Raw genomic sequence first — 24155 nt, 5'->3', positions numbered from 1 at the left:
CTGCGCATAAAAGTCCGCTCGCCGGAGCCGTTCCGGTCATGAAACACCACCCGCGATTGTTGGCGGGACTGGATAGGAGCAACTGATGTCACAGACAGTTTCCAAAACTGTATCCATGCAATTCCCCGATGGCTCGAAGCGCGAATACGACGCGGCCATATCCGGTGCGGAACTTGCCGAATCCATTTCGAAATCCCTGGCCAAGAAGGCCGTGGCCTATGCGGTCGACGGGGTCGTGCGCGATCTGTCCGACCCGCTGCAGCATTCCGGCAGCATCGAGATCCTGACCCGCGACGACCCGCGTGCACTCGAGCTGATCCGGCACGATTGCGCCCACGTCCTCGCCGAGGCCGTGCAGGAGCTGTTTCCGGGCACCCAGGTCACCATCGGTCCGGTGATCGAGAACGGGTTCTACTACGATTTTGCCAAGAACGAGCCCTTCACGCCCGATGACCTGCCGCTCATCGAGAAGAAGATGCGCGAGATCATCGCCCGCAACAAGCCGTTCACCAAGGAAATCTGGTCGCGCGAAAAGGCCCGCAAGGTCTTTGCCGACAAGGGCGAGGCCTACAAGGTCGAGCTGGTCGATGCGATCCCGGAAGGCCAGGACCTGAAGATTTACGCGCAGGGCGACTGGTACGACCTGTGCCGCGGCCCGCACATGGCCTCGACCGGCCAGGTCGGCAATGCCTTCAAGCTGATGAAGGTGGCCGGTGCCTACTGGCGCGGCGACAGCAACAACCCGATGCTCAGCCGCATCTACGGCACCGCCTTTGCCACCGATGCCGAGCTGCAATCCTATCTGCATGTGCTGGAGGAGGCGGAAAAGCGCGATCACCGCAAGCTCGGCCGCGAAATGGACCTGTTCCATTTCCAGGAGGAGGGCCCCGGCGTCGTGTTCTGGCACGCCAAGGGCTGGCGCATGTTCCAGACGCTGGTCAGCTACATGCGCCGCCGTCTCGACGGCGTCTATCAGGAAGTCAACGCACCGCAGGTGCTCGACAAGTCGCTGTGGGAGACGTCGGGTCACTGGGGCTGGTATCGCGACAACATGTTCAAGGTCACGGTCGCCGGCGATGAAACCGATGACGAGCGCGTCTTCGCACTCAAGCCGATGAACTGCCCCGGCCACGTGCAGATCTTCAAGCATGGCTTGAAGTCCTACCGCGATCTGCCGGTGCGGCTTGCGGAATTCGGCAATGTGCACCGCTATGAGCCGTCGGGTGCGCTGCATGGGCTGATGCGCGTGCGCGGGTTCACGCAGGACGATGCGCATGTCTTCTGCACGGACGAACAGATGGCGGCCGAATGCCTGCGCATCAACGATCTGATCCTGTCGGTCTACAAGGATTTCGGGTTCGACGAGATCACCATCAAGCTGTCGACGCGCCCGGAAAAGCGCGTCGGTTCCGATGCGCTGTGGGATCGGGCTGAAAGCGTGATGATGGGTGTGCTGGAGCAGATCCAGCAGCAGTCGAACGACATCAAGACCGGCATTCTGCCGGGCGAGGGTGCGTTCTATGGCCCGAAGTTCGAATACACGCTGAAGGACGCCATCGGCCGCGAATGGCAATGCGGCACGACGCAGGTCGATTTCAACCTGCCCGAGCGGTTCGGTGCCTTCTACATCGACTCGACGTCCGAGAAGAAGCAGCCGGTGATGATCCACCGCGCCATCTGCGGCTCGATGGAACGCTTCCTCGGCATTCTCATCGAAAACTTCGCCGGTCATCTGCCGCTGTGGTTTGCGCCGGTGCAGGTGGTTGTGGCCACCATCACCACGGAAGCCGACGATTACGGCAGGCAGGTCGCCAAGGAACTGAAGGCGGCGGGGCTGCAGGTCATCACCGACTTCCGCAACGAGAAGATCAACTACAAGGTGCGTGAGCATTCCCTGCAGAAGGTACCGGTCATTCTCGTCTGCGGCATGCGCGAGGCGGAGGAGCGGACGGTGAACATGCGCCGTCTGGGTTCGCAGAACCAGACGTCGCTCAGCCTTGATGATGCGATCCGGCAGCTCGGCGAGGAAGCCACGCCGCCGGACCTGTTGCGCGCCGCTGCGGAGTAGGCCCGCCCATTGCTTTGTGACAGCGTGGTGACTTTCATCACGCTGTCATGGCGTTGCGTGCGCCAGTGAATACAGCTGTTTCAGCGGGCGCTGAGCAATGCGGGCTTGTATGCCTCGGTAGCTCTGCGGATTTCGGGGATGCACATCGCCTGATAAACTGCCTCCACAAATGCAATATGGATGGGCGCGCCATGGCCGGGGAAAACGAAGCATAAATCGCGTATGGCAGGTGTCGAAGAGTTGGAGCTGAATCTGACAGATGCTTTCCCAAAACAATCCAATGGAAGTGCGACGAGATTGTCGTTTGCAAAAGCCGTCCGCTTGATGGTCGCACGAAAAGATGGTTCTTGCCAATTGGCGTTAATATGCTAACTTTATGCCAGAAAGAGAGAGTGCCATGCAACTCCAGCCTATTGCTTCGACCCCATTCAACCGGTCATCTGCTGAGATCACCGATGTGGAAGCAGGGGCGCTTGCCCGCACAACGGTGAACCTCTTCGGCGCCTGGAAGCTCACGGATGCACAAGCTTGCACCTTGCTCGGTGGTTTGTCAGCCCGCACGTGGGCGCGTTGGAAAGAAGGCAATGTGGGTCGTATCGATCGAGACCTGAAAATGCGGATGGCTCACCTGATGGGTATTCATAAGGGCGTCCGACACCTGTTTAAGGACCCAGCACGAGGATATGAGTGGATCAAAGCGTCCAATACGGCTTTTGGCGGTAAGTCAGCACTCGACGTGATGCTGCAAGGCGAGCTTTCTGATCTGGCGGTGATGCGTGAATGGCTCGATGCGGAGCGCAGTGCGTGGTAAGTGGCCTTGCTGTCCGAACCGAGGTACAGTGGCCCAAAACCTACCGCATCATCCGATCCATCTATCCGCCTATCGATTTGTTCGAGGACATCGCCGATCCGCGTGACTGGGAGGCCCTTGTCGCTGTCGAGGCAAAAACGAATCCGCGCATTCGATTTGAGGTGGGCGATCTTGGCAAGGTACCCGCGCACCGTCGCGTTTCGGGCGTCGGCGCTAGTTTTCTAATGGCCCCCTTTGTCCATTGCTCCACAGGACGGCCGGGTCGCTTCACGGACGGTAGCTATGGCATCTACTATGCAGGCGAGAGTGAAGAGGTTGCCGTTGCCGAAACCATACATCACCATCAAAAATTCATGCATTCAACGCCGCAGCCTCCGGGGTGGACGTCGGACTTTCGCGTCTTGGTGAGCAGCGTGGACCGGGCACTGGATGACGTGAATGCCGTGCCTGACGTTCTTCATCCGCACGATTACACCGCTTCGCAGGTTGAGGGACGTGGACTTCGGGCCGCGGGAAGCGATGGCCTCCTGTGGAACAGCGTTCGAATGCCCGGTCAACGATGCATCGGCATCTTCTGGCCGGACGCCATAACCATTCCTGTCCAGGGACGGCACTACTGCTATCATTGGAACGGCACGCGGGTCGATTTTGTGCGTCAGTACGACACTGGAGCGGTCCTGGCGGTAACGTGACAGGTGGCTTGTGACACTTGCTCCATACGGCCGGAAAAATGCACGAGCGTCGAAAAGAGTCGTAATAAGCCTGCTCTGTTGCGCCAGTTCGCAAAGTAATCTAGCAGATGTCGCACATTGCTTTGTGACAGCGTGGTGACTTTCATCACGCTGTCATGGAGTTGCGTGACTATTCAGCCGTTTCATTATTTGCCGGGATGCGATCGTGCAGTTCAGAGAACTCTCCTACGCCAATGACACCCAGTCGCGCATCACCCAATGGCTGATCCGTTCGATTGAAGGCCTGTCCGGCCGCGACCACTATGTCCGGCTCTACAATGCCTGGCGCACCGACATCGTCCCGGCGGGAATCGATGTGTTCCGCCGCATGATGGACCTGATCAACATCAGGCTCGACGTTGCGGACCAGTGGCCGCCGCAGCATCTGCCCGATACGCCGCTGGTGATCGTTGCCAACCACCCCTTCGGCATCGGCGACGGCATCGCCGCGCTGGCGCTGGCCGAGCAGCTCGGCCGGCCGTTCCGTGTGCTCATCAACAACGACCTGATGAAGGTGCCGGAAATCCGCCCCTATGCGCTGCCGGTCTGCTTCGACGAAACCAAGGAAGCGGTGGCGATGAACATGGCCACCCGTCATGAGGCGGTGCGTTTGCTGAAAGAAGGCGTCACCATTGTCGTCTTTCCGGCGGGCGGCGTTGCCACGGCGCCCAAGGGCTTTGGCCGGGCGGAGGATCTGCCCTGGAAGATTTTTCCGGCCAAGCTGGTGCAGCAGGCCAAGGCGTCGGTCATCCCGGTGTATTTCGGCGGGCAGAACGGCCGGGTTTTCCATCTCGCCAGCAAGATTTCGATGACGCTGCGCATTTCGCTGCTCATCCGCGAATTCCGCAAGCTGTCCGGCAAGGCCATCACCGTGCGCATCGGCCGCACGATGGACTGGTCGGAACTGGCGCCGCTGGCCGACCGCAAGAATTTGCTGGATTATATGTATGGCGCGGTGTTTGCGCTGGCTCCGGCCGCAACGCGCCGCTGAGCCCCTGTCCAGCGACCCGGTCCAGCGGCCCAGTCCAGCGGCTCAGTCCAGCGGATCGTCGCCGCTGGCGGGCTGATTGGCGGTGGAGGCGGCGCTGGCGCCGTTGGTCGCCAGAAGTTCCACATCCTGGTTGCGCCCGGCAACGACCTTGAAATCGCGCTGGTAAATCTTGTCCTTGTTCTTGGCGATGATGACATATTCGCCTTCCGCCAGCACCATGGAGGCGAAGGCGCCGACGCTTTCGCGCACGATGTCGCCCGAGGTCGTCAGCACCGACCAGGCGGTATCGGCAAGCGCTTCGCCGCCCGCCTCGCGCACAAGCTTCATCGTCAGCTGCGCGGCACGATGCTCCACATTGGCCTCGGTGATCTTGCCGGCCTCGACGCGGATATCCGCGCGGATGACCGCATTGGCCGTGCCGTAATTGGAGACGATCTGATAGGTCCCGGCATTCAGCCGCACGACGCTTTCGGGCTTGACGTCGGGGATGATGAGCGCCCGTTCGCCGCTGGCGTCCTCGTGATCCTCATAGATGGAGAATCGCAGCTGATCCTGCGGGATGCGCGCGCCGCCGGACAGAACCGCGTTGAGCTTGACGCCGCCCGCGTCGAGAATCATCGTCTCGTTGCGCTTGGCGCGGGTCATGGTGATGCGCTTGGTGGCGCCCGCCCGGCCGAAGGCCACATGCACGAGATAGCTGCCGGGGGCGAGGTTGAACGAGGTCGTGCCACCCTTGGCCGTTGCCAGCAGGGGCAGCTTGCCATCCGCATCGGCATCCGGCGAGAACACGCGCCAGACGAGGCCGCGGCCGATGTTTTCGCCGTTTTCCGCCAGTTTCGCCGACAGGACCAGCTCGGCTTCCGTGGCAAGCGGATTGTTGGCCGGGGCTTTCGGGTTGGCATATTGGTTGAGGTTGGGGATCGACGGCAATTCCACATCGGGCGTGGCGATGTCGGGTGCTAGCGCCTGCGCCCGGGCGCCGGTGGTCAGCAGGCCCGTGGTCAACAGGGTTGCTGCCAGTGCCGCCGGCAAAATCCAGGATGTGCCGGAGCCGAAGCCCGCTTTCTGAGTGTCGAATATGCCCATGCACTGTTTTGATCCGAAGCCGGTGGCAATTTCAAGGCTTTTTCACGCGATCATGACTTTACACGGCCGGTGAAACAGCGACATTGTCCGCCCATTCGAAAAACAGCATCTGGTACCCCGTTTCATGCCTTCTCCCATCATTGAATTTCTGTCGCAGCGCAGCTCAACCCCCATTTCCGCCATTGGCCTTCCCGGACCAAGCGATGCGGAGATCGAAACCATGGTCCGCATCGCCGCGCGCGTGCCCGATCATGGCCGCCTGACACCCTGGCGCTTTGTGCTGTATCGCGGCGATGCGCGCGTCGAGGTCGGCAAATATCTCGCCGATCTGGCCGAGGAGCGGGAAGGGCCGCTGACCGAACAGCGGCGTGAGCAGGAGCTGAAGCGCTTTGCCCGCGCGCCGCTGGTCATCGGCGTGATCTTCTCCAAGGTCGATCATCACATTCCGGAATGGGAGCAGTTCCTGTCCTCCGGCGCGGCGGCGATGAACCTCGTCCATGCGGCCAACGGCCTCGGCTATGCCACCAACTGGATCAGCAACTGGTATTCATCCGATGAGAAGGGCCGGGCGCTGCTCGGGCTGGCGCCGCATGAGCGGGTGGCGGGTTTTGTCCATATCGGCAGCTGCGACACGAAAGTGCCGGAACGCCCGCGTCCGGAGGTAAAGGATATCCTGTCCGAATATGCCGGACCGTGGAAGGGCTGAGCCGCCATGTTCTACAAGTTCGATGATGGCCATGGCCTGCCGCACGATCCCTTGAAGGCCATCGTTTCGCCCCGTCCCATCGGCTGGATATCCAGCCGTTCGGCGGAGGGCAAAATCAATCTGGCGCCCTATTCCTTCTTCAACATGATCAGCACGAAACCCTGCCTGATCATGTTTTCCTCGGAGGGGCGCAAGGACAGCGTCACCTTCATCGAGGAAACGCGGGAATTTGCCGCCAATCTCGTCAGCGCCAACCTGTCTGTGGCCATGAACAAGACCTCGGTCAATGCGCCGCGCGGCGTCAGCGAGTTCGAATATGCCGGCCTCAATGCCGCCGATTGCAACCTGATCGGCGCGCCGCGCGTGGCCGAAGCCTTTGCAACGCTGGAATGCGTCGTCACCGACATCCGTCACCCGACCGACCGGCACGGCAATCCGGTGCAGGCGCTGATGGTCACCGGCGAAGTCGTCGGCGTTCACATTGACGAGGCGATCCTGACCAACGGCCTTGTCGACATGACCAAGGCACAGCCGGTGTCGCGCCTTGGCTACATGGACTTTGCCACGGTGTCGGAAACGTTTCAGATGTTCCGGCCGAAATGGGAGGGGTGAAGGTGTTCGCGGGGGCTTGCACATATCATTGCAAATACCCCCCTCTGGGCTGCCGCCCATCTCCCCGACAAGGGGGGTGATCTCATCTCGGACCGATTCAAGTTGCCGAAACCCGCCCCATCAGCCGTTCCGCCCGGCGCAGATGCGGGCGGTCGAACATCAGCCCGTCAATGCCGATGACACCCGCAGCGGGATCGTCGGCGAAGGCCCGGATGATCTTCTGCGCCTGTGCCACCGCTTCGGCCGAGGGCGTGAACACCGCGTTGATCACCGGGACCTGCGCCGGATGGATCGCAAGCTTGGCGGTAAAACCGTCGCGTTCCGCTTCGGCACATTCGCGGGCAAGCCCGGCATCGTCCTTGTAGTTGATGTAGACCGTATCGATGGCGGCGACATCGGCGGCCGAAGCGCCGAGAACGGTCAGGGCCCGCGCCAGCCGGAACACGTCGGTATAGCGCCCGTTGTCATCGCGCACCGCGCGTGCGCCGATGACCGCCGACAGGTCTTCGGCACCCCAGGTGAGACCGATCAGCCGTGCCGATGCATCGGGGTAGCTGGCCGCCGACAGGGTGCCGAGCGCGGTTTCCGTGATGATGGCGAGAATCCGCGTCGAGCCCTCCGCCGCGTCCGCATGGGCCTCGTGCACGTTCAGCTTGGCCGACAGCCGCGTCACATCCTTGCCGCTGTTGGATTTGGGCAGGAGAATGCCGTGGGGCAGCGACGACATGACCGCGCCGAGGTCGGCATCGGCAAGGCCGCTTGCCAGATCGTTGATGCGCACGAACAGGCGCGGCGCACTTTTATCCCGGTTCGATTTGAGAAAATCCGCCGCGATCTGCCGGGCAGCGGGCTTGCGCTCGGCGCTGACCGAATCTTCGAGATCGATCAGCAGCACATCCGCGCCGCTGGCGAGGCCCTTTTCCAGCTTCTTTTCCGAATCGCCCGGCACGAACAAAAGCGAGCGCATCAGGCAGCGCTCCGGGATTTCATCATCGCCTGGCGCGTGCATTTGGCAACGAGAACACCGTTCTGATTGTAGGCACGGTGCTCGAACGCGACGATGCCGCGATCCGGCTTGGATTGGGACGGCCGCGTTGAAAGCACCGTTGTCTCCACCCGCACCGTATCGCCGTGAAACAGCGGCGCGGGGAAGGTCACGTCGGTCATGCCCAGATTGGCAATCGTCGTGCCGATGGTGGTGTCATTGACGGAGATGCCGATCATCAGGCCGAGCGTGAACAGCGAATTGACCAGCGGCTTGCCCCATTCGGTCTTGGCGGCGAAGTCGAAATCGATGTGCAGCGGCTGCGTGTTGAGCGTCATCACCGAGAACAGCATGTTGTCGCTCTCGGTGATGGTCTTGCGCAGGCTGTGATTGAACACGTGCCCGACTTCGAATTCTTCCAGATACAGTCCGGCCATGTGCTGGCGTCTCCTCAATGCGAATTTTTGCAAAAGACTAGGTCGGCTTCGGCAGGTTCGCAACCTAGTGGTCCGATTCTGACATTTGCATCCCGTTGATACAGGCCATTGAGGCAAATGTCAGAATCAAAGGACCACTAGCAAGTCTATGTTTCTAGTGGAACTTTGAATTTGACATTCGCATGTGGCAGATGATGTCAAATGGGATGCGAATGTCAAATTCGTTCCACTAGCAGCATAAACTTCTGCTTTGTGACTGATTGAACATGGTTAATCGACATGGTGAACCGATCGTAAACCTTTTGCCGCTAGCCTTATCTGCAATAAGGGCTTGGGGTATAAAATTCATGACAATACAGCATTATCTGGCGATGGTCGGACATGCTTCTGCGGCGCAGCGTTGCCATGCCGCAGGCGCGCTGGCCCATGTCTATCTCGAAACCGGACGCGCCTTCGAGGATCGCTGTGCGGCGGAGGCGGCGCTGACGCTGCTGCTGGACGACCCGTCGCCAAAAGTGCGCCTTACCCTGGCCGAAGCTTTCTCCACCAGCGCCCATGCGCCGGCTCACATCGTCGCCGGGCTGGCACGCGACCAGGCGGAAATCGCCGCCTACATGCTGGCGCGCTCGACGGTGCTGACGGATATCGACCTGATCGACTGCATTGCCGGCGGCTGCGCGGAAAGCCAGAGGGTGATTGCGGGCAGGGCCAAGGTGTCCTTTGCCGTCAGTGCCGCTCTCATCGAGATCGCCGAACCGGTTGCCATTCTCGAACTGCTGGCCAACAGCCGCGCCGAGATTGCCGATATCAGTTTCCGTCGTCTGGTCGAGCGCCTTGGTCATGTCGCCGATATCCGGTCGCTGCTCGCCGATGATGACCGCTTGCCCGCCGATTGCCGCCATGCGCTGGCGATCAAGGTGGCCGAAGCCCTGTGCCAGATGGATATGGTCATGGCCCTGATGGGCGAGCGCCGTGCCAGGCGCATCACCAGTGAAGCCTGCGTCAAGGCCTCGATCAGTCTGGTTGCCGAAACACCGCCAGCGCAATATCCGGCGCTGATCGAGCATTTGCAACTGCGCGGCGACCTGACCACCGCCTTTGTCATCCGCATCGTCGCCTCCGGCAAGATCGATTTTTTTGGTGCGATTCTGGTGGCGCTGTCCGGGCACAACCTTGCCCGGGTGCGCAACCTTTTGATCGATGGCCGCGATGCGGCGCTCGGCGCGCTGTTCAGTGCCGCCGGACTGCCCGACAGCACGCACCAGCCGCTGCGCGTCGCGCTGCATGCCTGGCGCGATGTCGCCAATGGCCGGCTGGCCATCGGGCCGCAGGAAGTCACGCGCCGCATGATGGAGCGTCTGGCGCCGGAAAAGCCTGTAATGGCGCACGACCTTACCGCGGCCAATGACGGCATGCAGTCGCTCCTGCGCAAGATTTATCTGGAAGCGATTCGGGAGAATGCGCGCAGCCACGCCCTGGCCACCGCCGCCGCCTGACCCGGCTTTTTTCGCCACGAGCGCGCATTTGATTACAAAATCCGATGCCCGTGTGAACGAATGAATATGCGGGCCGCGTGTTCCGTGATGCAAAATTGCTTTTTTCCGGCGCAGCGCCGTGGCCCGGTCCCGAAGCCACGCCGGAATGATCATAGATTTCATATTGTTGCCGCCGGATATTGATGTCTGCAGGCATTTCCGGAGAGCAGGGCGGAATAATAAGACAGTATTACTGACCTAATATTTCATGGTAGAGTGCGGAAACGTCGCGTGACTGGGAGGTCTGCTGAATGCCCGATGATTCCACGAGTGAATTTGGTCCACTAAGCCTGCACGTGCCGGAACCGGCCGTGCGTCCCGGCGGCGAGCCGGATTTTTCCAATGTGAACATTCCCGAAGCGGGTTCGGTGCGCCGTCCGCCCGTCGATGCCAATCCGGAGGAAATCCGCGATCTGGCGTTTTCGATCATCCGTGTTCTCAACCGCGATGGCGAAGCCGTCGGCCCCTGGGCTGGCGAACTGACGGATGAACAGCTGGTTGAAGGCTTGCGCCACATGATGACGCTGCGCACCTTCGATGCGCGCATGCAGATCGCCCAGCGGCAGGGCAAAACCTCCTTCTACATGCAGCATCTGGGTGAAGAAGCCGTGAGCTGCGCCTTCCGCAAGGCGCTGTCACCGGGCGACATGAATTTTCCGACCTATCGTCAAGCCGGTCTGCTTATCGCCGACGGCTATCCGATGGTCGAGATGATGTGCCAGATCTATTCCAACGAAAGAGATCCGCTCAAGGGCCGCCAGCTACCCATCATGTACTCCTCGAAAGAACACGGGTTCTTCTCGATCTCCGGCAATCTGGCGACGCAGTATATCCAGGCCGTCGGCTGGGCCATGGCATCGGCGATCAAGAAGGACACCAAGATCGCGGCCGGCTGGATCGGCGACGGATCGACGGCGGAATCGGATTTCCACGCTGCGCTGGTCTTTGCCTCCACCTACAAGGCCCCGGTTGTCCTCAACATCGTCAACAACCAGTGGGCGATCTCCACCTTCCAGGGCATTGCCCGCGGCGGTGCCGGCACCTTCGCCGCGCGCGGCCTCGGCTTCGGCATGCCTGCCTTGCGGGTTGACGGCAATGACTATCTCGCCGTTTTCGCCGTAGCCAAATGGGCCATCGAGCGGGCGCGGCGCAATCTCGGCCCGACCATCGTCGAATATGTCACCTACCGTGCCGGGGCGCATTCCACCTCGGACGATCCGTCCGCCTACCGGCCGAAGACCGAATCCGATGCCTGGCCGCTTGGCGATCCCGTCATGCGGCTGAAGAACCATCTGATCGGGCGCGGCGTCTGGTCCGAGGAGCGCCACACCCAGGCCGAAGCGGAAATTCTCGACAGCGTGATCACCGCCCAGAAGGAAGCCGAAAGTTTCGGCACGCTGCATGCGGGCGGCAAGCCGTCGGCGCGCGACATGTTTGAAGGTGTCTACGAGGAAATGCCGCCGCATCTGCGTCGTCAGCGCCAGCAGGCGGGAGTGTGAGCGATGCCGCGTAAGACAATGATTGAAGCCATCCGCGACGCGATGGATGTGATGATGGAACGCGACGACAACGTGGTCGTGTTCGGCGAAGACGTCGGGTTTTTCGGCGGCGTGTTCCGCTGCACCCACGGCCTGCAGGCAAAATACGGCAAGACCCGCTGTTTCGATGCGCCGATCAGCGAGGGCGGTATCGTCGGTGCTGCCATCGGCATGGCGGCCTACGGCCTGAAGCCCTGCGTCGAAATCCAGTTCGCCGACTATGTCTATCCGGCCTATGACCAGATCGTTTCGGAAGCGGCGCGCCTGCGCTACCGGTCCAATGGCGGCTTTACCTCGCCGATCGTCATCCGCATGCCGGCAGGCGGCGGCATTTTCGGCGGCCAGACCCACAGCCAGAGCCCGGAAGCGCTGTTCACGCACGTATCCGGTCTGAAGGTCGTCGTGCCATCCAATCCGCACGATGCCAAGGGCCTGCTCATTGCATCCATCGAGGACCCGGACCCGGTAATCTTCCTTGAGCCGAAGCGGCTCTATAACGGCCCGTTCGACGGCCATCATGACCGTCCGGTGACGCCGTGGTCGAAGCATGAGCTGGGCGAGGTGCCGGACGGGCACTATACGGTGCCGCTGGGCAAGGCCATCAAGCGCCGCGAGGGCAAACAACTGACCGTGCTTGCCTATGGCACCATGGTCTATGTGGCGGAAGCTGCCGCCGAGGAAACCGGTATCGATGCGGAGATCATCGATCTGCGCACGCTGCTGCCGCTCGATCTGGAAACCATCGTCGAATCCGTCACCAAGACGGGCCGCTGCGTCATCGTGCATGAGGCAACGCTGACCTCCGGTTTCGGCGCGGAACTCGCCGCACTGGTCCAGCAGCATTGCTTCTACAATCTGGAAGCGCCGGTGGCGCGGGTGACGGGCTGGGATACGCCCTATCCGCATGCGCAGGAGTGGGACTATTTCCCCGGTCCCGCGCGCGTTGGCCGTGCATTCCTTGAAACGCTGGAAGGGTAGGAGCAGACGATGGGTGAATTTGTCATCAAGCTGCCGGATGTCGGTGAAGGCGTTGCAGAAGCCGAACTCGTCGAATGGCATGTGAAGGTCGGTGATCTCGTGCGCGAGGACATGATCCTCGCCGCCGTCATGACCGATAAGGCGACCGTGGAAATTCCATCCCCGGTCGACGGCGAAATCCTCTGGCTGGGCGGCGAGATCGGGCAGGTGATCGCCATCGGTTCGCCGATCATCCGCCTGAAGGTCGAAGGCGAGGGCCATGCCCCCGCTGCGGAACAGGCGAAGCCGGTCAAGGCTGAAGAACCAAAACCCCAGCCCGCCAAGGCAGAGCCAAAGCCGGAGATCAAGGCTGCAAAGCCCGAAAAGGCCGCAGCCCCGGTTGTGCATGCGCCGGTATCCGTGCCGCTTGGCATCGGTGCGCCGCGCGCCGAGGGCGACAAGCCGCTGGCCCCGCCGGCGGTGCGCCTGCGGGCGCGGGAGGCAGGTGTTGACCTGCGCCAGGTGACCGGCACCGGTCCGGCCGGACGCATCACCCATGAAGATCTCGACACCTTCTTTGCCCGCGGCGCGCAAAAGCCCGTGGTCTCCGGTCTTGCGCCTGATACGTCGGTCAAGGAAATCAAGGTGGTGGGCCTGCGCCGCAAGATTGCGGAAAAGATGGCGATTGCCAAATCGCACATCCCGCACATCACCTATGTCGAGGAGATCGACGTCACGTCGCTGGAAGAACTGCGCGCTTTGCTCAACGGCAAGAAGCGTGCCGACCAGCCGAAGCTGACGCTGCTGCCGTTCCTGATGCGCGCCATGGTGAAAGCCATTGCCGAGCAGCCGCAGCTGAACGCCCTCTACGACGACGATGCCAACATCATCCACCAGCATGGCGGCGTGCATATCGGCATAGCGGCGCAGACGCCGTCCGGCCTCGTGGTTCCCGTGGTCAAGCATGCGGAAGCGCGCGATCTCTGGGGTTGCGCCGCGGAAGTCAATCTTCTAGCCGAAGCGGCCAAGACCGGCACGGCAACGCGCGAGCAACTGACCGGTTCGACCATCACCATCACCTCGCTGGGCAGCATGGGCGGTATCGTCACCACCCCCGTGATCAACTATCCGGAAGTCGCCATCATCGGCGTCAACAAGATGATGACACGGCCCATGTGGGATGGCGCGGCGTTTATACCGCGCAAGATGATGAACCTGTCCTCAAGCTTCGATCACCGCGTGATCGACGGGTGGGACGCCGCAGTCTTCATTCAGCGGATCAAGACGCTGCTCGAAACGCCAGCGCTGATATTCGTGGAGGGTTGATCCGATGAAAGATATTTCCTGCAAGCTGCTGGTCATCGGCGCTGGCCCCGGCGGCTATGTCTGCGCCATCCGCGCCGGACAGCTCAATGTCGATACGGTGATCGTCGAGGCGGCGAAGGTCGGCGGCACATGCCTGCTCGTCGGCTGCATTCCGTCGAAGGCGCTGATCCACGCGGCCGATGAATTCGCCAAGGTCGCGCATTTCGCCGCCCGGCAGACGCCGCTCGGCATCTCGGTTGCCGAACCGGCCATCGATTTCACCAAAACAATCGCCTGGAAGGACGGCATCGTCAGCCGCCTCAACAACGGCGTTGCCGGTTTGCTGAAGAAGGCAAACGTCAAGATCGTCACCGGCAAGGCCCGCTTCCGCGATGGCAAGACCATCGAGGTGGAAACATTGACCGGCCTGCAGATCATCCGCGCCGAAAACGTCGTCATCGCCACGGGTTCGGCGCCGGTCGAAGTGCCGTCGCTGCCGTTCGGCGGCAATGTCATTTCCTCGACCGAAGCGCTTTCGCTGCCGGACGTCCCGGAAAAGCTCGTCGTGGTCGGCGGCGGCTATATCGGGCTCGAGCTCGGCACGGCCTATGCCAAGCTGGGTTCCAAGGTCACGGTGGTCGAAGCCCAGCCGAAAATCCTGCCGCAATATGATGCGGAGCTGACCCGCCCGGTGGTCAAGCACCTGAACACGCTCGGCATCACCGTGCTGACCGGCGCCAAGGCCAAGGGGGTCAGCAGCAAGGGCGATGCGCTGTTGATCGAAACCGCCGACGGCAAGGACGAGCGCATCGCCGCCGACAAGATTCTGGTGACAGTCGGGCGCAAGCCTGTCACGTCGGGCTGGGGGCTGGAAGAGATCGACATCGACATGGATGGCCGCTTTGTCCGCATCGATGACAAGTGCCGCACCTCGATGCGCGGCGTCTATGCCATCGGCGATGTCACCGGCGAGCCCATGCTGGCGCACCGCGCCATGGCGCAGGGCGAGATGGTTGCCGAGATCGTCGCGGGCGAGAACCGCAGCTGGGACAAGCGCGCCATTGCCGCTGTCTGCTTCACCGATCCGGAAATCGTCACGGTGGGCCTGTCGCCGGATGAGGCCAAGCAGGCCGGGCATGAGGTCAAGATCGGGATGTTTCCCTTTGCCGCCAATGGCCGCGCCATGACCAAGGAAGGCGAGGAAGGCTTTGTCCGGGTGGTGGCTGCCGCCAGCAATCACCTGATCCTCGGCATTCAGGCCGTCGGCCATGGCGTCTCCGAACTGTCGGCTTCGTTTGCGCTGGCCATGGAAATGGGCGCGCGGCTGGAAGATATCGCCGGAACCATCCACGCGCATCCGACGCAGGGCGAGGGGTTTCAGGAAGCCGCGCTCAAGGCGCTGGGCCACGCGCTGCACATCTAGGACAGCGTCATTATCGCATCAGAAGGGCGCCGGAAACGGTGCCCTTTTTGTTTGCGTGAATGCGAGGCAGTGTTTCCCCGTCGCCACGCCCGCATTTGCGTCTGGCTATTGAAAGATAGGAATGACGGGCGGTCCTTGGAGCGCGGGTCTTGGGGTATGCGGTATGCGATGCTTGCGATCCTGGGACCACCCGCCCCGGCGATTTCAGGTCTTGCCTGTTCTGCCCCTTCATTTGGCTGCTGGACCAGATGAAATAACAGCTTCAGCGAAACCTGCCCGACCTGCGGGTTCTCCCACAGGCCGAAGCGCCGATCCTTTCCCGACTTGCGAAAGTTTCCGGAAGCATTCCCGCCGGAAAGGACACGAGAAGAATAAGCGCGGATGGGACGTGTTGGATAAGTTGGTGGGATTTTTGTTTGATGGGTGGATGGCAGAGCCATGGTGCGTGGTTCGACAAGCTCACCATGAGGGAGGTGGAGGGCTGCAGGGCGTTACATCCTGCAACGTTTGTGATTGGCATTGCAACCAAATCACTTCCCTCATGGTGAGCTTGTCGAACCACGCACTATCTTCCTGCGGCCCAGAGGGGAGTGAAGACCCACATTACTCTTGCAGAACCGTTGCGCGCGGTTCGCCCTTCCTAGGTAGGATTGCGAATTTTTAAAACTGATAATTTCAGTCATATTTTGATTGCGACACCCATCCTGTTTTGAACTTTTGCGAAAGGAAATGCCATGCGTGAATTGACTGAGGCAGAACTGGATATGGTGTCGGGCGGCGCTCCCGGCCGATCGGGAACCTACGATTCAAAAGATCATTGGGGAACAGGCGGGCCAACGGGCAGTGCAAAGTCAGCCCTCGAGGGCGCAAGAATTGCTTTTGCTGGCACTCTTCAAGGGAGCTATACCGGGACAAACGGCCGAGTAAATTGCATGTATACAACACCAGTTGGTGGTTTTGGGGATTTCAATATGCCAGTTGGCTATATATGCCCTCCAACGAGCCCAGCACCTAAGACAAATTAGGTTTGATATTCTATGGAAATTGTAAAAAACCTCAGTTTGACCGAGGATGCTGAAAGAAATATTCGGTCAAATTACAAAGAAAAGGACATGATGAATATCGATCATATCCATCATGTCTACACCTATACGCACTATGCGTGGCTTAATGAGGATAATTCCATAAAATCACAAGGCGTTCGTTTGGTGCGCATGCAAGTTTTTCATGAATTATGCAATGTTAAATATTCTTTATTTGACAATGGCAAGAAAGTATTTGGAGTTGCTTTTTCTGATGAATTTTCAGAATTGAAATATTTGGGATACGATAAATATGACGAAAATCATCACTACACGATAGATTATATTGATGGTGTTAATTACATAATAAAATCAAATCCGCATCAAATCATTACTGAAATGCTTGATCGTATTCGCACAACGCACAAATGACTGCGTGACGCCGCCTGCCGACAATCGTGCGATTGACGCCGCTCCGTCTACTGCTGCTGACTTTCGAAGGTTTCCCGAAACATTCCCGCCGGAAAGGACAGGGATGAGAATATCTCGGGTTGGGACGCGGTGGATAAGTTGGCGTGATTTTTTTTGAGCGAGGCGAAATCTGGTGATTATTTCACCCCCCTCTGGGCTGTCGCCCATCTCCCCCACAAGGGGGGAGATCACATTGACATCAAAGATTTCGCGCTATTTTCAACATCTCAAATTGTGCAAAGACAGCCATGAAGGCTGATCTCCCCCCTTGTGGGGGAGATGTCCGGCAGGACAGAGGGGGGTGAAAAGGGATTAAACAAAAAATGGCGATGCAAAGCACCGCCATTTGAAACAGGTTTCATCGCTGAATATCAGATGTCCAGCTCTTCCACGAACGCGGCGCGGTCCTGGATGAAGCGGAAGCGGGCTTCCGGTTTCGTGCCCATCAGATCATCGACCGCGAGTCTTGTTTCCTCGATCCACTCCTCGTCGATCTGCACCCGCAAAAGCGTGCGCTTCTTGCGGTCCATCGTCGTTTCCTTGAGCTGGTCGGCGCGCATTTCGCCGAGGCCCTTGAACCGTCCGATTTCGATCTTGCCCTTGCCGGTGAACAGCGTGCGCATGAGCTCGTCCTTGTGCGCATCATTGCGGGCATAGGCGACCTTGCCACCCTGGGCGATGCGGTAGAGCGGCGGCACGCCGAGGAACAGGTGGCCGTTGCGGATCAGCTCCGGCATTTCCTGATAGAAGAAGGTGATGAGCAGCGAAGCGATGTGCGCGCCGTCGACGTCGGCATCGGTCATGATGATAATGCGGTCATAGCGCAAATCCTCGTCGCGGTATTTTGACCGCGTGCCGCAGCCGAGCGCCTGGATCAGGTCGCCGATCTGCTGGTTGGCCGTCATCTTTTCCCGCCCGGCGCTGACGACGTTGAGAATCTTGCCGCGCAGCGGCAGCACCGCCTGCGTGGCGCGGTCCCGCGCCTGCTTGGCCGAACCGCCGGCGGAATCACCCTCGACGATGAAGAGTTCGGCGCCGAGCGCACCCGTCTGGGTGCAGTCGGCCAGCTTGCCCGGCAGGCGCAGCTTGCGCACCGCCGACTTGCGGTTGACTTCCTTTTCCTGGCGGCGCTTGACGCGCTCGTCCGCACGCTCCACCACCCAGTCCAGCAGCTTCGATGCTTCCTGCGGCGAGGCGGCAAGCCAATGATCGAATGGATCGCGGATGGCATTTTCGACAATGCGCTGCGCTTCGACCGTGGCAAGCTTGTCCTTGGTCTGGCCGACGAATTCCGGTTCGCGGATGAACACGGAGAGCATGGCCGCCGACGAGATCATCACGTCATCGGTGGTGATGATCGAGGCGCGCTTGTTGCCGGTCAGTTCCGCATAGGCTTTCAGGCCGCGGGTGAGGGCGATGCGCAGGCCCGCCTCATGCGTGCCGCCTTCGCCTGTGGGAATCGTGTTGCAGTAGGAATGGACAAAGCCGTCGCCGCCATACCAGGCAACCGCCCATTCCAGCGCACCATGGCCGCTGGATTTTTCCGTCCTGCCCGCAAACATGTCGCGCGTGACCTGAAAATCCTTGCCGAGCGAAGCAGCCAGATAATCCTTCAAACCGCCGGGGAAATGAAACACCGCCTTGTCGGGCGTCGGGTCCTTCGGGTCGAGCAGGGATGGTGCGCAGTTCCAGCGGATTTCAACGCCGCCGAACAGATAGGCCTTTGACCGGGCCATCTTGAAAAGGCGTGCGGGGTCGAACTTCGCGCCCTGACCGAAAATCTCCGGGTCCGGGTGGAAAGTTGTGCGCGTGCCGCGACGGTTGTGCACCTCGCCGACATCCTCGATCGGTCCGAGCGGATGGCCGCGCGAGAAGCGCTGGCGGTAGAGGCGCCGGTTGCGGGCAACTTCCACTTCCACGTGATCGGAAAGGGCATTGACCACCGATATGCCGACGCCATGCAGGCCGCCCGATGTTTCATAGACGTCGGAATCGAACTTTCCGCCCGCATGCAGGGTGGTCATGATCACTTCGAGCGCGGATTTGCCGAGCTGCTTGGGATCGGGATGCGGATCGACGGGGATGCCGCGGCCGTTGTCGGTGACCGAGAGATAGCCGTTCTCGTCCAGTTCGATATCGATGAAGTTGGCGTGCCCGGCAACCGCCTCGTCCATCGAGTTGTCGATGACTTCGGCAAAGAGATGGTGCATCGCCCGCTCGTCGGTGCCGCCGATATACATGCCCGGACGGCGGCGAACGGGTTCGAGACCATCGAGAACCTGGATCTGCGCCGCATTGTAGCCGCCGCTGCTGTCGGGGGCGGCCCGCGCCGGGGCCTTCGCGGCCGCAACCGGCGCGATTTTCACAGGCGGTGCCACCGGCGTCGCGGCGGGTTCGACCCGGGTCTGGTCCACCGCTGCCTGGCGTTCCCGGGCTGTTTTGACTACCGCTGAAAAGAGGTCGTTATTGTCATCCATATCGTATTTTGGCCAATGCTACAGGGGCTGCGAATCACCGGCAATCTTGACATGCTTCGCCGGGAAACGCGATGGGCGTTCGTGATCTGTTCCGGGGTTCACCACAGAACTATGCGGTTAAAACCCAAGTTTCAAGCGGCTTTGAGGCGCGACACGGCTTTTTCGAGCTCTTCGATCCGCTCGCCCAGCTCCTGGTGCAGAGCCTTGAGATTGGCGATCTGGCTTTTCAGCAGGCGGTTTTCGTCCGCCGTGTCGCTCTCGTCGGGCGATTGTCCGACCCCGTGTATGAGCCAGGTCTGCGTGACTCCGAGCGATCCGGCCAGCATGAACAGGCGGTGGACACCGGGCTCCGACCGGTCGGATTCCCAGGCGGCGATGGTTTCCGGCTTGACGCCGACACGCACCGCGAGCTGCGCCACCGTCATCGACTTGGCATCGCGCGCGCGGGAAAGGCGGCCGCCCAGCGTGTCCGTGTCGGGCATGGCGGTGATGATGTTGGAGATGAAATTCATGGCTTTCTCCATCTTTTTCTTGTTTTTAAAGTGTAGACGAAAGCTTTTGCACCATTTGGAAGCAGAAAAGTCAAATCCGGCGGCATTTTGCTTCCATTTTGCATTATGCGGATGATTGCTTTTTTCCGCAGAGCCGATATGGCTGGGGCCCCACCTGAGCCATTTGTCCCGGAAAGGCCGCACCATGGAAAACACAACCTCGCCGCAAATGAGGGGCGTCGGAACGATGGCCGGTGCGATGTTTATCCTGCCGATGATGGATGCCATCGCCAAATGGCTGTCGACGGTGGACAGCCTGCCGCCGGCCACGGTGACGCTGTCGCGCTTCGTCGTCCAGACGATCCTGACCATGCTGATCATCGTGGCGCTGACCGGCATGCGCTCGCTCAAGCCGCACAATCTCTGGGGCAACCTGCTGCGCGGTTTTCTGATGGGCATCGGCAGCCTGTGCTTCTTTGCCGCCGTCAAATACATGCCGCTTGCCGATGCCATGGCAGTGTTTTTCGTCGAGCCGCTGATGCTGACGCTGCTCTCGGCCGTGGTGCTGAAGGAAACCGTCGGCTGGCGCCGGCGCATTGCCGTTGCGGTCGGGTTCATCGGGACACTGATCGTCATCCAGCCGAGCTGGGAGCTGTTCGGCTGGGTTTCGCTGCTGCCGCTGGGCACGGCGGCGCTGTTTGCGGTCTATCTCGTTCTCAACCGCCGCCTGGGCGTGCACGACACGCCGCTGGTCATGCAGCTCTATGCGGGCATCGGCGGCACCGTGACCGTGATCGTTGCCCTGTTCCTCGGTGCGGCCTTCGGTGTCAGCGATATGACGCTGGGCACGCCCGCGACCGGCATGTCCTGGTTCCTTCTGTTTGCCATCGGCGCGATCGCCACGGGCGGGCATCTCCTCGTGGTGCAGGCTTCGCGCCTTGCGCCGGCGTCGCTGCTGGCGCCGTTCCAGTATCTGGAAATCGTCATGGCCGTCATCATCGGCCTGTTCGTATTCCAGGAGTTTCCGACCGCGTCGAAATGGCTGGGCATCGCCATCATCATTGCCTCGGGTGCCTATGTGGTCTGGCGCGAGGGGAAAAAGCAGAAAACGCCGGAGCCCGCTTTCAATTAACCGGCCTGCTTTCAATTAGAGCGTCGACAATAGCAGTTGAGCAAATCAGCCATTGGCAATAGAACCAGAGGCGCATTTTGTGCGGGAGGTCCATAAAAGTGTTCAAGAAAATCCTGATTGCCAACCGTGGGGAAATTGCCTGCCGCGTGATCAAGTCGGCAAGGAAAATGGGTATCGCCACGGTGGCGGTCTATTCCGACGCGGATCGCGATGCGGTCCATGTCGATATGGCCGACGAAGCGGTGCATATCGGTCCGGCGGCGGCCTCCGAGAGCTATCTCGTCGCCGACAAGATCATTGCCGCCTGCAAGGCGACCGGCGCTGAGGCCGTTCATCCCGGCTATGGCTTCCTGTCCGAGCGCGCCTCTTTCTGCGAGGCACTGGAGAAGCAGGGCATCGTTTTCATCGGGCCGAAACCCAGGGCGATCATCGCCATGGGCGACAAGATCGAATCGAAGAAATTCGCCAATGCCGCCAAGGTGAACACGGTTCCGGGCTTTCTCGACATCATCACCGATGCGGCGCATGCGGAAAAGATCGCCGGTGAAATCGGCTATCCCGTGATGATCAAGGCCTCCGCCGGCGGCGGCGGCAAGGGCATGCGCATCGCCTGGGACGAGAGCGAAGTGCGCGACGGCTTTGAACGCGCCACCTCGGAAGCGCGCAATTCCTTCGGGGATGACCGGGTGTTCATCGAAAAATTCGTGGTCGAGCCGCGCCACATCGAAATCCAGGTGCTGGGCGACAGTTTTGGCAACTGCATCTATCTGGGTGAGCGCGAGTGCTCGGTGCAGCGCCGCAACCAGAAGGTGGTGGAAGAAGCCCCGTCGCCATTCCTCGACGAGGCCACCCGCAAGGCCATGGGCGAACAGGCCGTGGCCCTGGCCAAGGCGGTGGACTACCAGAGCGCCGGTACGGTCGAGTTCATTGTCGACAAGCACCGCAACTTCTATTTCCTCGAGATGAACACCCGCCTGCAGGTGGAACATCCGGTGACGGAACTCATCACCGGCATCGACCTGGTCGAGCAGATGATCCGCGTGGCGGCGGGCGAAAAGCTCGCGCTGAAGCAGTCGGACGTCAAGCTGAACGGCTGGGCCATCGAAAGCCGCCTTTATGCCGAAGATCCCTACCGCAATTTCCTGCCGTCGATCGGCCGCCTGACGCGCTACCGCCCGCCGAGCGAAGGCCCGGTCGGCAAAACCATCATTCGCAACGACACCGGCGTGACGGAAGGTTCGGAAATTTCGATGTTCTACGACCCCATGGTGGCAAAGCTGTGCACCTGGGCGCCGACCCGGCTGGAAGCCATCGACGCCATGGCCGATGCGCTCGATACCTTCGTCGTCGACGGCATCGAGCACAACATCCCGTTCCTGGCGGCGCTGATGCAGCATCCGCGCTGGCGCGAAGGGCGGCTGTCCACCGGCTTCATCGCGGAAGAATTTCCAGACGGCTTCCATCCGATTGCACCAACGGCCGGCGACAGGGACGTGCTGGCCGCCATTGCCCTTGTGGTGGAACTGGTGCGCAAGGGCCGCCTCGACGGCCTCAGCGACCGCCTGCGGCCGCATACGGGCAGAATCCGCGCCGAATGGGAGGTGCGGATCAACGATGAATACGTGCCTGTGAAAATTCTCCGCAGCGTGGCCAAGCCGCCGGTCAAGATCGAGCTGTCGCTGCATGGCGGCGAAGCCATCACCATCCGCAGCGACTGGCGGCCCGGCGATGCGGTCTGGGACGGCTATATCGACGACCGCGCGGTGAAGGCGCAGCTGCGTCCGGTGCTCAACGGCGTGCGCATCGACTGGAAGGGCATGTCGGTGATCGGCCATGCCATGCAGACGCATGTGGCGGCGCTGGAAAAACTGATGCCGGTGAAGCTGCCGCCGGACACATCCAAAATGCTGTTGTGCCCGATGCCCGGCCTGATCGTGTCGATCAACGTGGCGGAGGGTCAGGAGGTGAAGGCGGGTGAAACGCTGGCGATTGTCGAAGCCATGAAGATGGAAAACGTGCTGCGCGCCGACCGCGATCTCACCGTATCGGCCATCAATGCCAAGCAGGGCGACAGTCTGGCCGTGGATGCGGTGATCATGGAGTTTGCCTGATCTGGTTGCATGACCATAGTGCGTGGTTCGACAAGCTCACCATGAGGGATGTGGGTTGATTGCAGCCAGCAAGCTCCCTCATGGTGAGCTTGTCGAACCACGCACATCGTTCTGCCAAATCCCCTAGCGCTCGACCGGCCCGAACACAGGCTTGAATGCATCCCGCAGCGCCCGGTCGAGATCGTCCATGCCGACGGGCAGGCCGAGATCGACGAGGCTGGTCACGCCATGGCCGCGCACACCGCACGGCACGATGCCGTCGAAATGGGCAAGCTCCGGTTCCACATTGATCGAGATGCCGTGGAAGCTCACCCATTTACGCAGGCGGATGCCGATGGCGGCGATCTTGTCTTCGGCGGGAGACCCGTCAGGCAGCGGCGGGCGCTCCGGCCGGGTCACCCAGACGCCGACGCGGTCCTCGCGCCGCTCGCCGCGCACGTTGAACGCGCCAAGCGTGGCGATGATCCATTGCTCCAGCGCCGCCACGAAGGCGCGGATATCCTCGCGCCGCCGTTTCAGATCGAGCATGACATAGGCCACGCGCTGGCCGGGGCCATGATAGGTGTATTCGCCGCCGCGCCCCGTGGCATAGACGGGAAAGCGGTCGACGGCCAGAAGGTCGCCGTCCTTGGCGCTGGTGCCGGCGGTGTAGAGTGGCGGATGTTCGACCAGCCAGACCAGTTCCTTTGCCGTGCCGGCGCGAATCGCCGCGACGCGGTCTTCCATGAAGGCGAGGGCGGTATCGTAATCGGTCAGCCCATCGGCGACGCGCCACTCCACTTTCGGGGAATCGCTTTGGGCAAAAAACGCGGAGACGAGATCGTCGCGGTTGTTCTTCATGATCGGAAACCAAACTTTCGACTGTCGCTTCATCCCGGATGAATGACGGCGGATGGGGCCGTTTGCGGCCATCAAAGCGCCGATTCCCTTGGGATAAAGATGGTGAGCCGCATATGGACTTTTTCCTGGAAGATTTCCAGTGTGCGGGGTGCGGCATAACTTTCACCCGGCTTTGTGAAAAACATTCGGGTTTATTGCCGACAGGGCTTGTTTCACTGAAATTCATTTGCTACATGCCGCGAGCCGACACGTTCGGCTTCTACCACAGTGCGGTCGTGGCGGAATTGGTAGACGCGCAGCGTTGAGGTCGCTGTGTCGCAAGACGTGGAAGTTCGAGTCTTCTCGACCGCACCATTTGGTTTCTCTTCAAGATTGAAATCATTGCAGAATAGGGCAGCCTAACGGCTGCCCTATTGCATTTCCGGC

General features: G+C 60.7%; 20 protein-coding genes and 1 tRNA gene. 15 read left to right on the top strand and 6 right to left on the bottom strand.

Translation table 11 applies throughout. The features are described 5' to 3' along the window. The first annotated feature begins 85 nt into the window (after window positions 1–85). From thrS to RDL77_RS17370, 4 genes are all read left to right on the top strand, one after another. Complete coding sequence (gene thrS, locus RDL77_RS17385) at window positions 86–2068, top strand: threonine--tRNA ligase (protein WP_223615117.1); 1983 nt, start codon at window positions 86–88, stop codon at window positions 2066–2068. A 397-nt stretch (window positions 2069–2465) separates the two neighbouring features. Beyond that, complete coding sequence (locus RDL77_RS17380; protein ID WP_288193927.1) at window positions 2466–2879, top strand: MbcA/ParS/Xre antitoxin family protein; 414 nt, start codon at window positions 2466–2468, stop codon at window positions 2877–2879. After that, a complete protein-coding gene (locus RDL77_RS17375) occupies window positions 2873–3571 on the top strand; it encodes an RES family NAD+ phosphorylase (RefSeq protein ID WP_288193926.1) in 699 nt (232 codons plus the stop codon). The genes RDL77_RS17380 and RDL77_RS17375 overlap by 7 nt, the downstream gene beginning before the upstream one ends. A gap of 205 nt (window positions 3572–3776) precedes the next feature. Further along, complete coding sequence (locus RDL77_RS17370) at window positions 3777–4601, top strand: lysophospholipid acyltransferase family protein (protein WP_223615114.1); 825 nt, start codon at window positions 3777–3779, stop codon at window positions 4599–4601. A 42-nt stretch (window positions 4602–4643) separates the two neighbouring features. Here RDL77_RS17370 and RDL77_RS17365 read toward each other — a convergent pair whose 3' ends face one another. After that, window positions 4644–5687: a hypothetical protein gene (locus RDL77_RS17365; RefSeq protein WP_288193925.1), complete on the bottom strand. Its 1044-nt coding sequence runs from the start codon at window positions 5685–5687 to the stop codon at window positions 4644–4646. Between the two features lie 124 nt (window positions 5688–5811). Between RDL77_RS17365 and RDL77_RS17360 the strand changes: the two genes are divergently transcribed. Both RDL77_RS17360 and RDL77_RS17355 read left to right on the top strand, forming a co-directional pair. Next, a complete protein-coding gene (locus RDL77_RS17360) occupies window positions 5812–6393 on the top strand; it encodes a nitroreductase (RefSeq protein ID WP_223615112.1) in 582 nt (193 codons plus the stop codon). Between the two features lie 6 nt (window positions 6394–6399). Continuing rightward, window positions 6400–7005 carry a flavin reductase family protein gene (locus tag RDL77_RS17355; RefSeq protein ID WP_288193923.1) on the top strand — a complete coding sequence of 202 codons (606 nt, stop codon included), beginning with the start codon at window positions 6400–6402 and terminating at the stop codon, window positions 7003–7005. 97 nt (window positions 7006–7102) lie between these two features. Here the strand turns inward: RDL77_RS17355 and RDL77_RS17350 are convergent, their stop codons facing one another. Both RDL77_RS17350 and RDL77_RS17345 read right to left on the bottom strand, forming a co-directional pair. Continuing rightward, entirely contained in the window at window positions 7103–7972 is an 870-nt protein-coding gene (locus RDL77_RS17350; protein ID WP_288193921.1) for a CoA ester lyase, read from the bottom strand. Further along, complete coding sequence (locus RDL77_RS17345; protein ID WP_223615109.1) at window positions 7972–8427, bottom strand: MaoC family dehydratase; 456 nt, start codon at window positions 8425–8427, stop codon at window positions 7972–7974. Before RDL77_RS17345 ends, RDL77_RS17350 begins: the two co-directional genes overlap by 1 nt. Window positions 8428–8774: 347 nt before the next feature. Between RDL77_RS17345 and RDL77_RS17340 the strand changes: the two genes are divergently transcribed. The 6 genes from RDL77_RS17340 (at window position 8775) to RDL77_RS17315 (ending at window position 16639) form a co-directional block, all read left to right on the top strand. Then, a complete protein-coding gene (locus RDL77_RS17340; protein ID WP_288193920.1) occupies window positions 8775–9923 on the top strand; it encodes a DUF2336 domain-containing protein in 1149 nt (382 codons plus the stop codon). 290 nt (window positions 9924–10213) lie between these two features. Then, window positions 10214–11461, top strand: coding sequence for a 3-methyl-2-oxobutanoate dehydrogenase (2-methylpropanoyl-transferring) subunit alpha (locus tag RDL77_RS17335; protein WP_288193919.1), 1248 nt, complete (start codon window positions 10214–10216; stop codon window positions 11459–11461). Window positions 11462–11464: 3 nt separating this feature from the next. After that, window positions 11465–12478, top strand: a complete 1014-nt coding sequence (locus tag RDL77_RS17330) for an alpha-ketoacid dehydrogenase subunit beta (RefSeq protein WP_223615106.1) — start codon at window positions 11465–11467, stop codon at window positions 12476–12478. A 9-nt stretch (window positions 12479–12487) separates the two neighbouring features. Continuing rightward, complete coding sequence (locus RDL77_RS17325; RefSeq protein WP_288193917.1) at window positions 12488–13783, top strand: dihydrolipoamide acetyltransferase family protein; 1296 nt, start codon at window positions 12488–12490, stop codon at window positions 13781–13783. Between the two features lie 4 nt (window positions 13784–13787). Further along, window positions 13788–15185, top strand: coding sequence for a dihydrolipoyl dehydrogenase (gene lpdA / locus RDL77_RS17320; RefSeq protein WP_288193916.1), 1398 nt, complete (start codon window positions 13788–13790; stop codon window positions 15183–15185). 1112 nt (window positions 15186–16297) lie between these two features. Beyond that, window positions 16298–16639, top strand: coding sequence for a hypothetical protein (locus tag RDL77_RS17315; RefSeq protein WP_288193915.1), 342 nt, complete (start codon window positions 16298–16300; stop codon window positions 16637–16639). Between the two features lie 410 nt (window positions 16640–17049). On the opposite strand, the gene parE is transcribed toward RDL77_RS17315, so the two are convergent. Together parE and RDL77_RS17305 are read right to left on the bottom strand one after the other, a co-directional pair. After that, a complete protein-coding gene (gene parE / locus RDL77_RS17310) occupies window positions 17050–19155 on the bottom strand; it encodes a DNA topoisomerase IV subunit B (protein ID WP_223615099.1) in 2106 nt (701 codons plus the stop codon). 131 nt (window positions 19156–19286) lie between these two features. Beyond that, window positions 19287–19667 carry a helix-turn-helix domain-containing protein gene (locus RDL77_RS17305; RefSeq protein ID WP_223615098.1) on the bottom strand — a complete coding sequence of 127 codons (381 nt, stop codon included), beginning with the start codon at window positions 19665–19667 and terminating at the stop codon, window positions 19287–19289. Between the two features lie 184 nt (window positions 19668–19851). Here RDL77_RS17305 and RDL77_RS17300 point away from each other — a divergent pair, with 184 nt between their 5' ends. After that, a complete protein-coding gene (locus tag RDL77_RS17300; RefSeq protein ID WP_288193913.1) occupies window positions 19852–20778 on the top strand; it encodes a DMT family transporter in 927 nt (308 codons plus the stop codon). A 98-nt stretch (window positions 20779–20876) separates the two neighbouring features. Further along, complete coding sequence (locus RDL77_RS17295) at window positions 20877–22889, top strand: acetyl/propionyl/methylcrotonyl-CoA carboxylase subunit alpha (RefSeq protein ID WP_288193911.1); 2013 nt, start codon at window positions 20877–20879, stop codon at window positions 22887–22889. A 123-nt stretch (window positions 22890–23012) separates the two neighbouring features. Here RDL77_RS17295 and lipB read toward each other — a convergent pair whose 3' ends face one another. Continuing rightward, window positions 23013–23729, bottom strand: coding sequence for a lipoyl(octanoyl) transferase LipB (gene lipB / locus RDL77_RS17290; RefSeq protein WP_288193910.1), 717 nt, complete (start codon window positions 23727–23729; stop codon window positions 23013–23015). Between the two features lie 269 nt (window positions 23730–23998). On the opposite strand from lipB, the gene RDL77_RS17285 reads away from it, so the two are divergent. Beyond that, window positions 23999–24083, top strand: a tRNA-Leu gene (locus RDL77_RS17285). Window positions 24084–24155: the final 72 nt, after the last annotated feature.

The organism is uncultured Phyllobacterium sp., from assembly GCF_902479695.1.
GTDB lineage: Bacteria > Pseudomonadota > Alphaproteobacteria > Rhizobiales > Rhizobiaceae > Phyllobacterium > Phyllobacterium calauticae.
The sequence above is the reverse complement of the archived record's forward strand: the minus strand, read 5'-3'. Positions and strand labels throughout refer to the sequence as shown.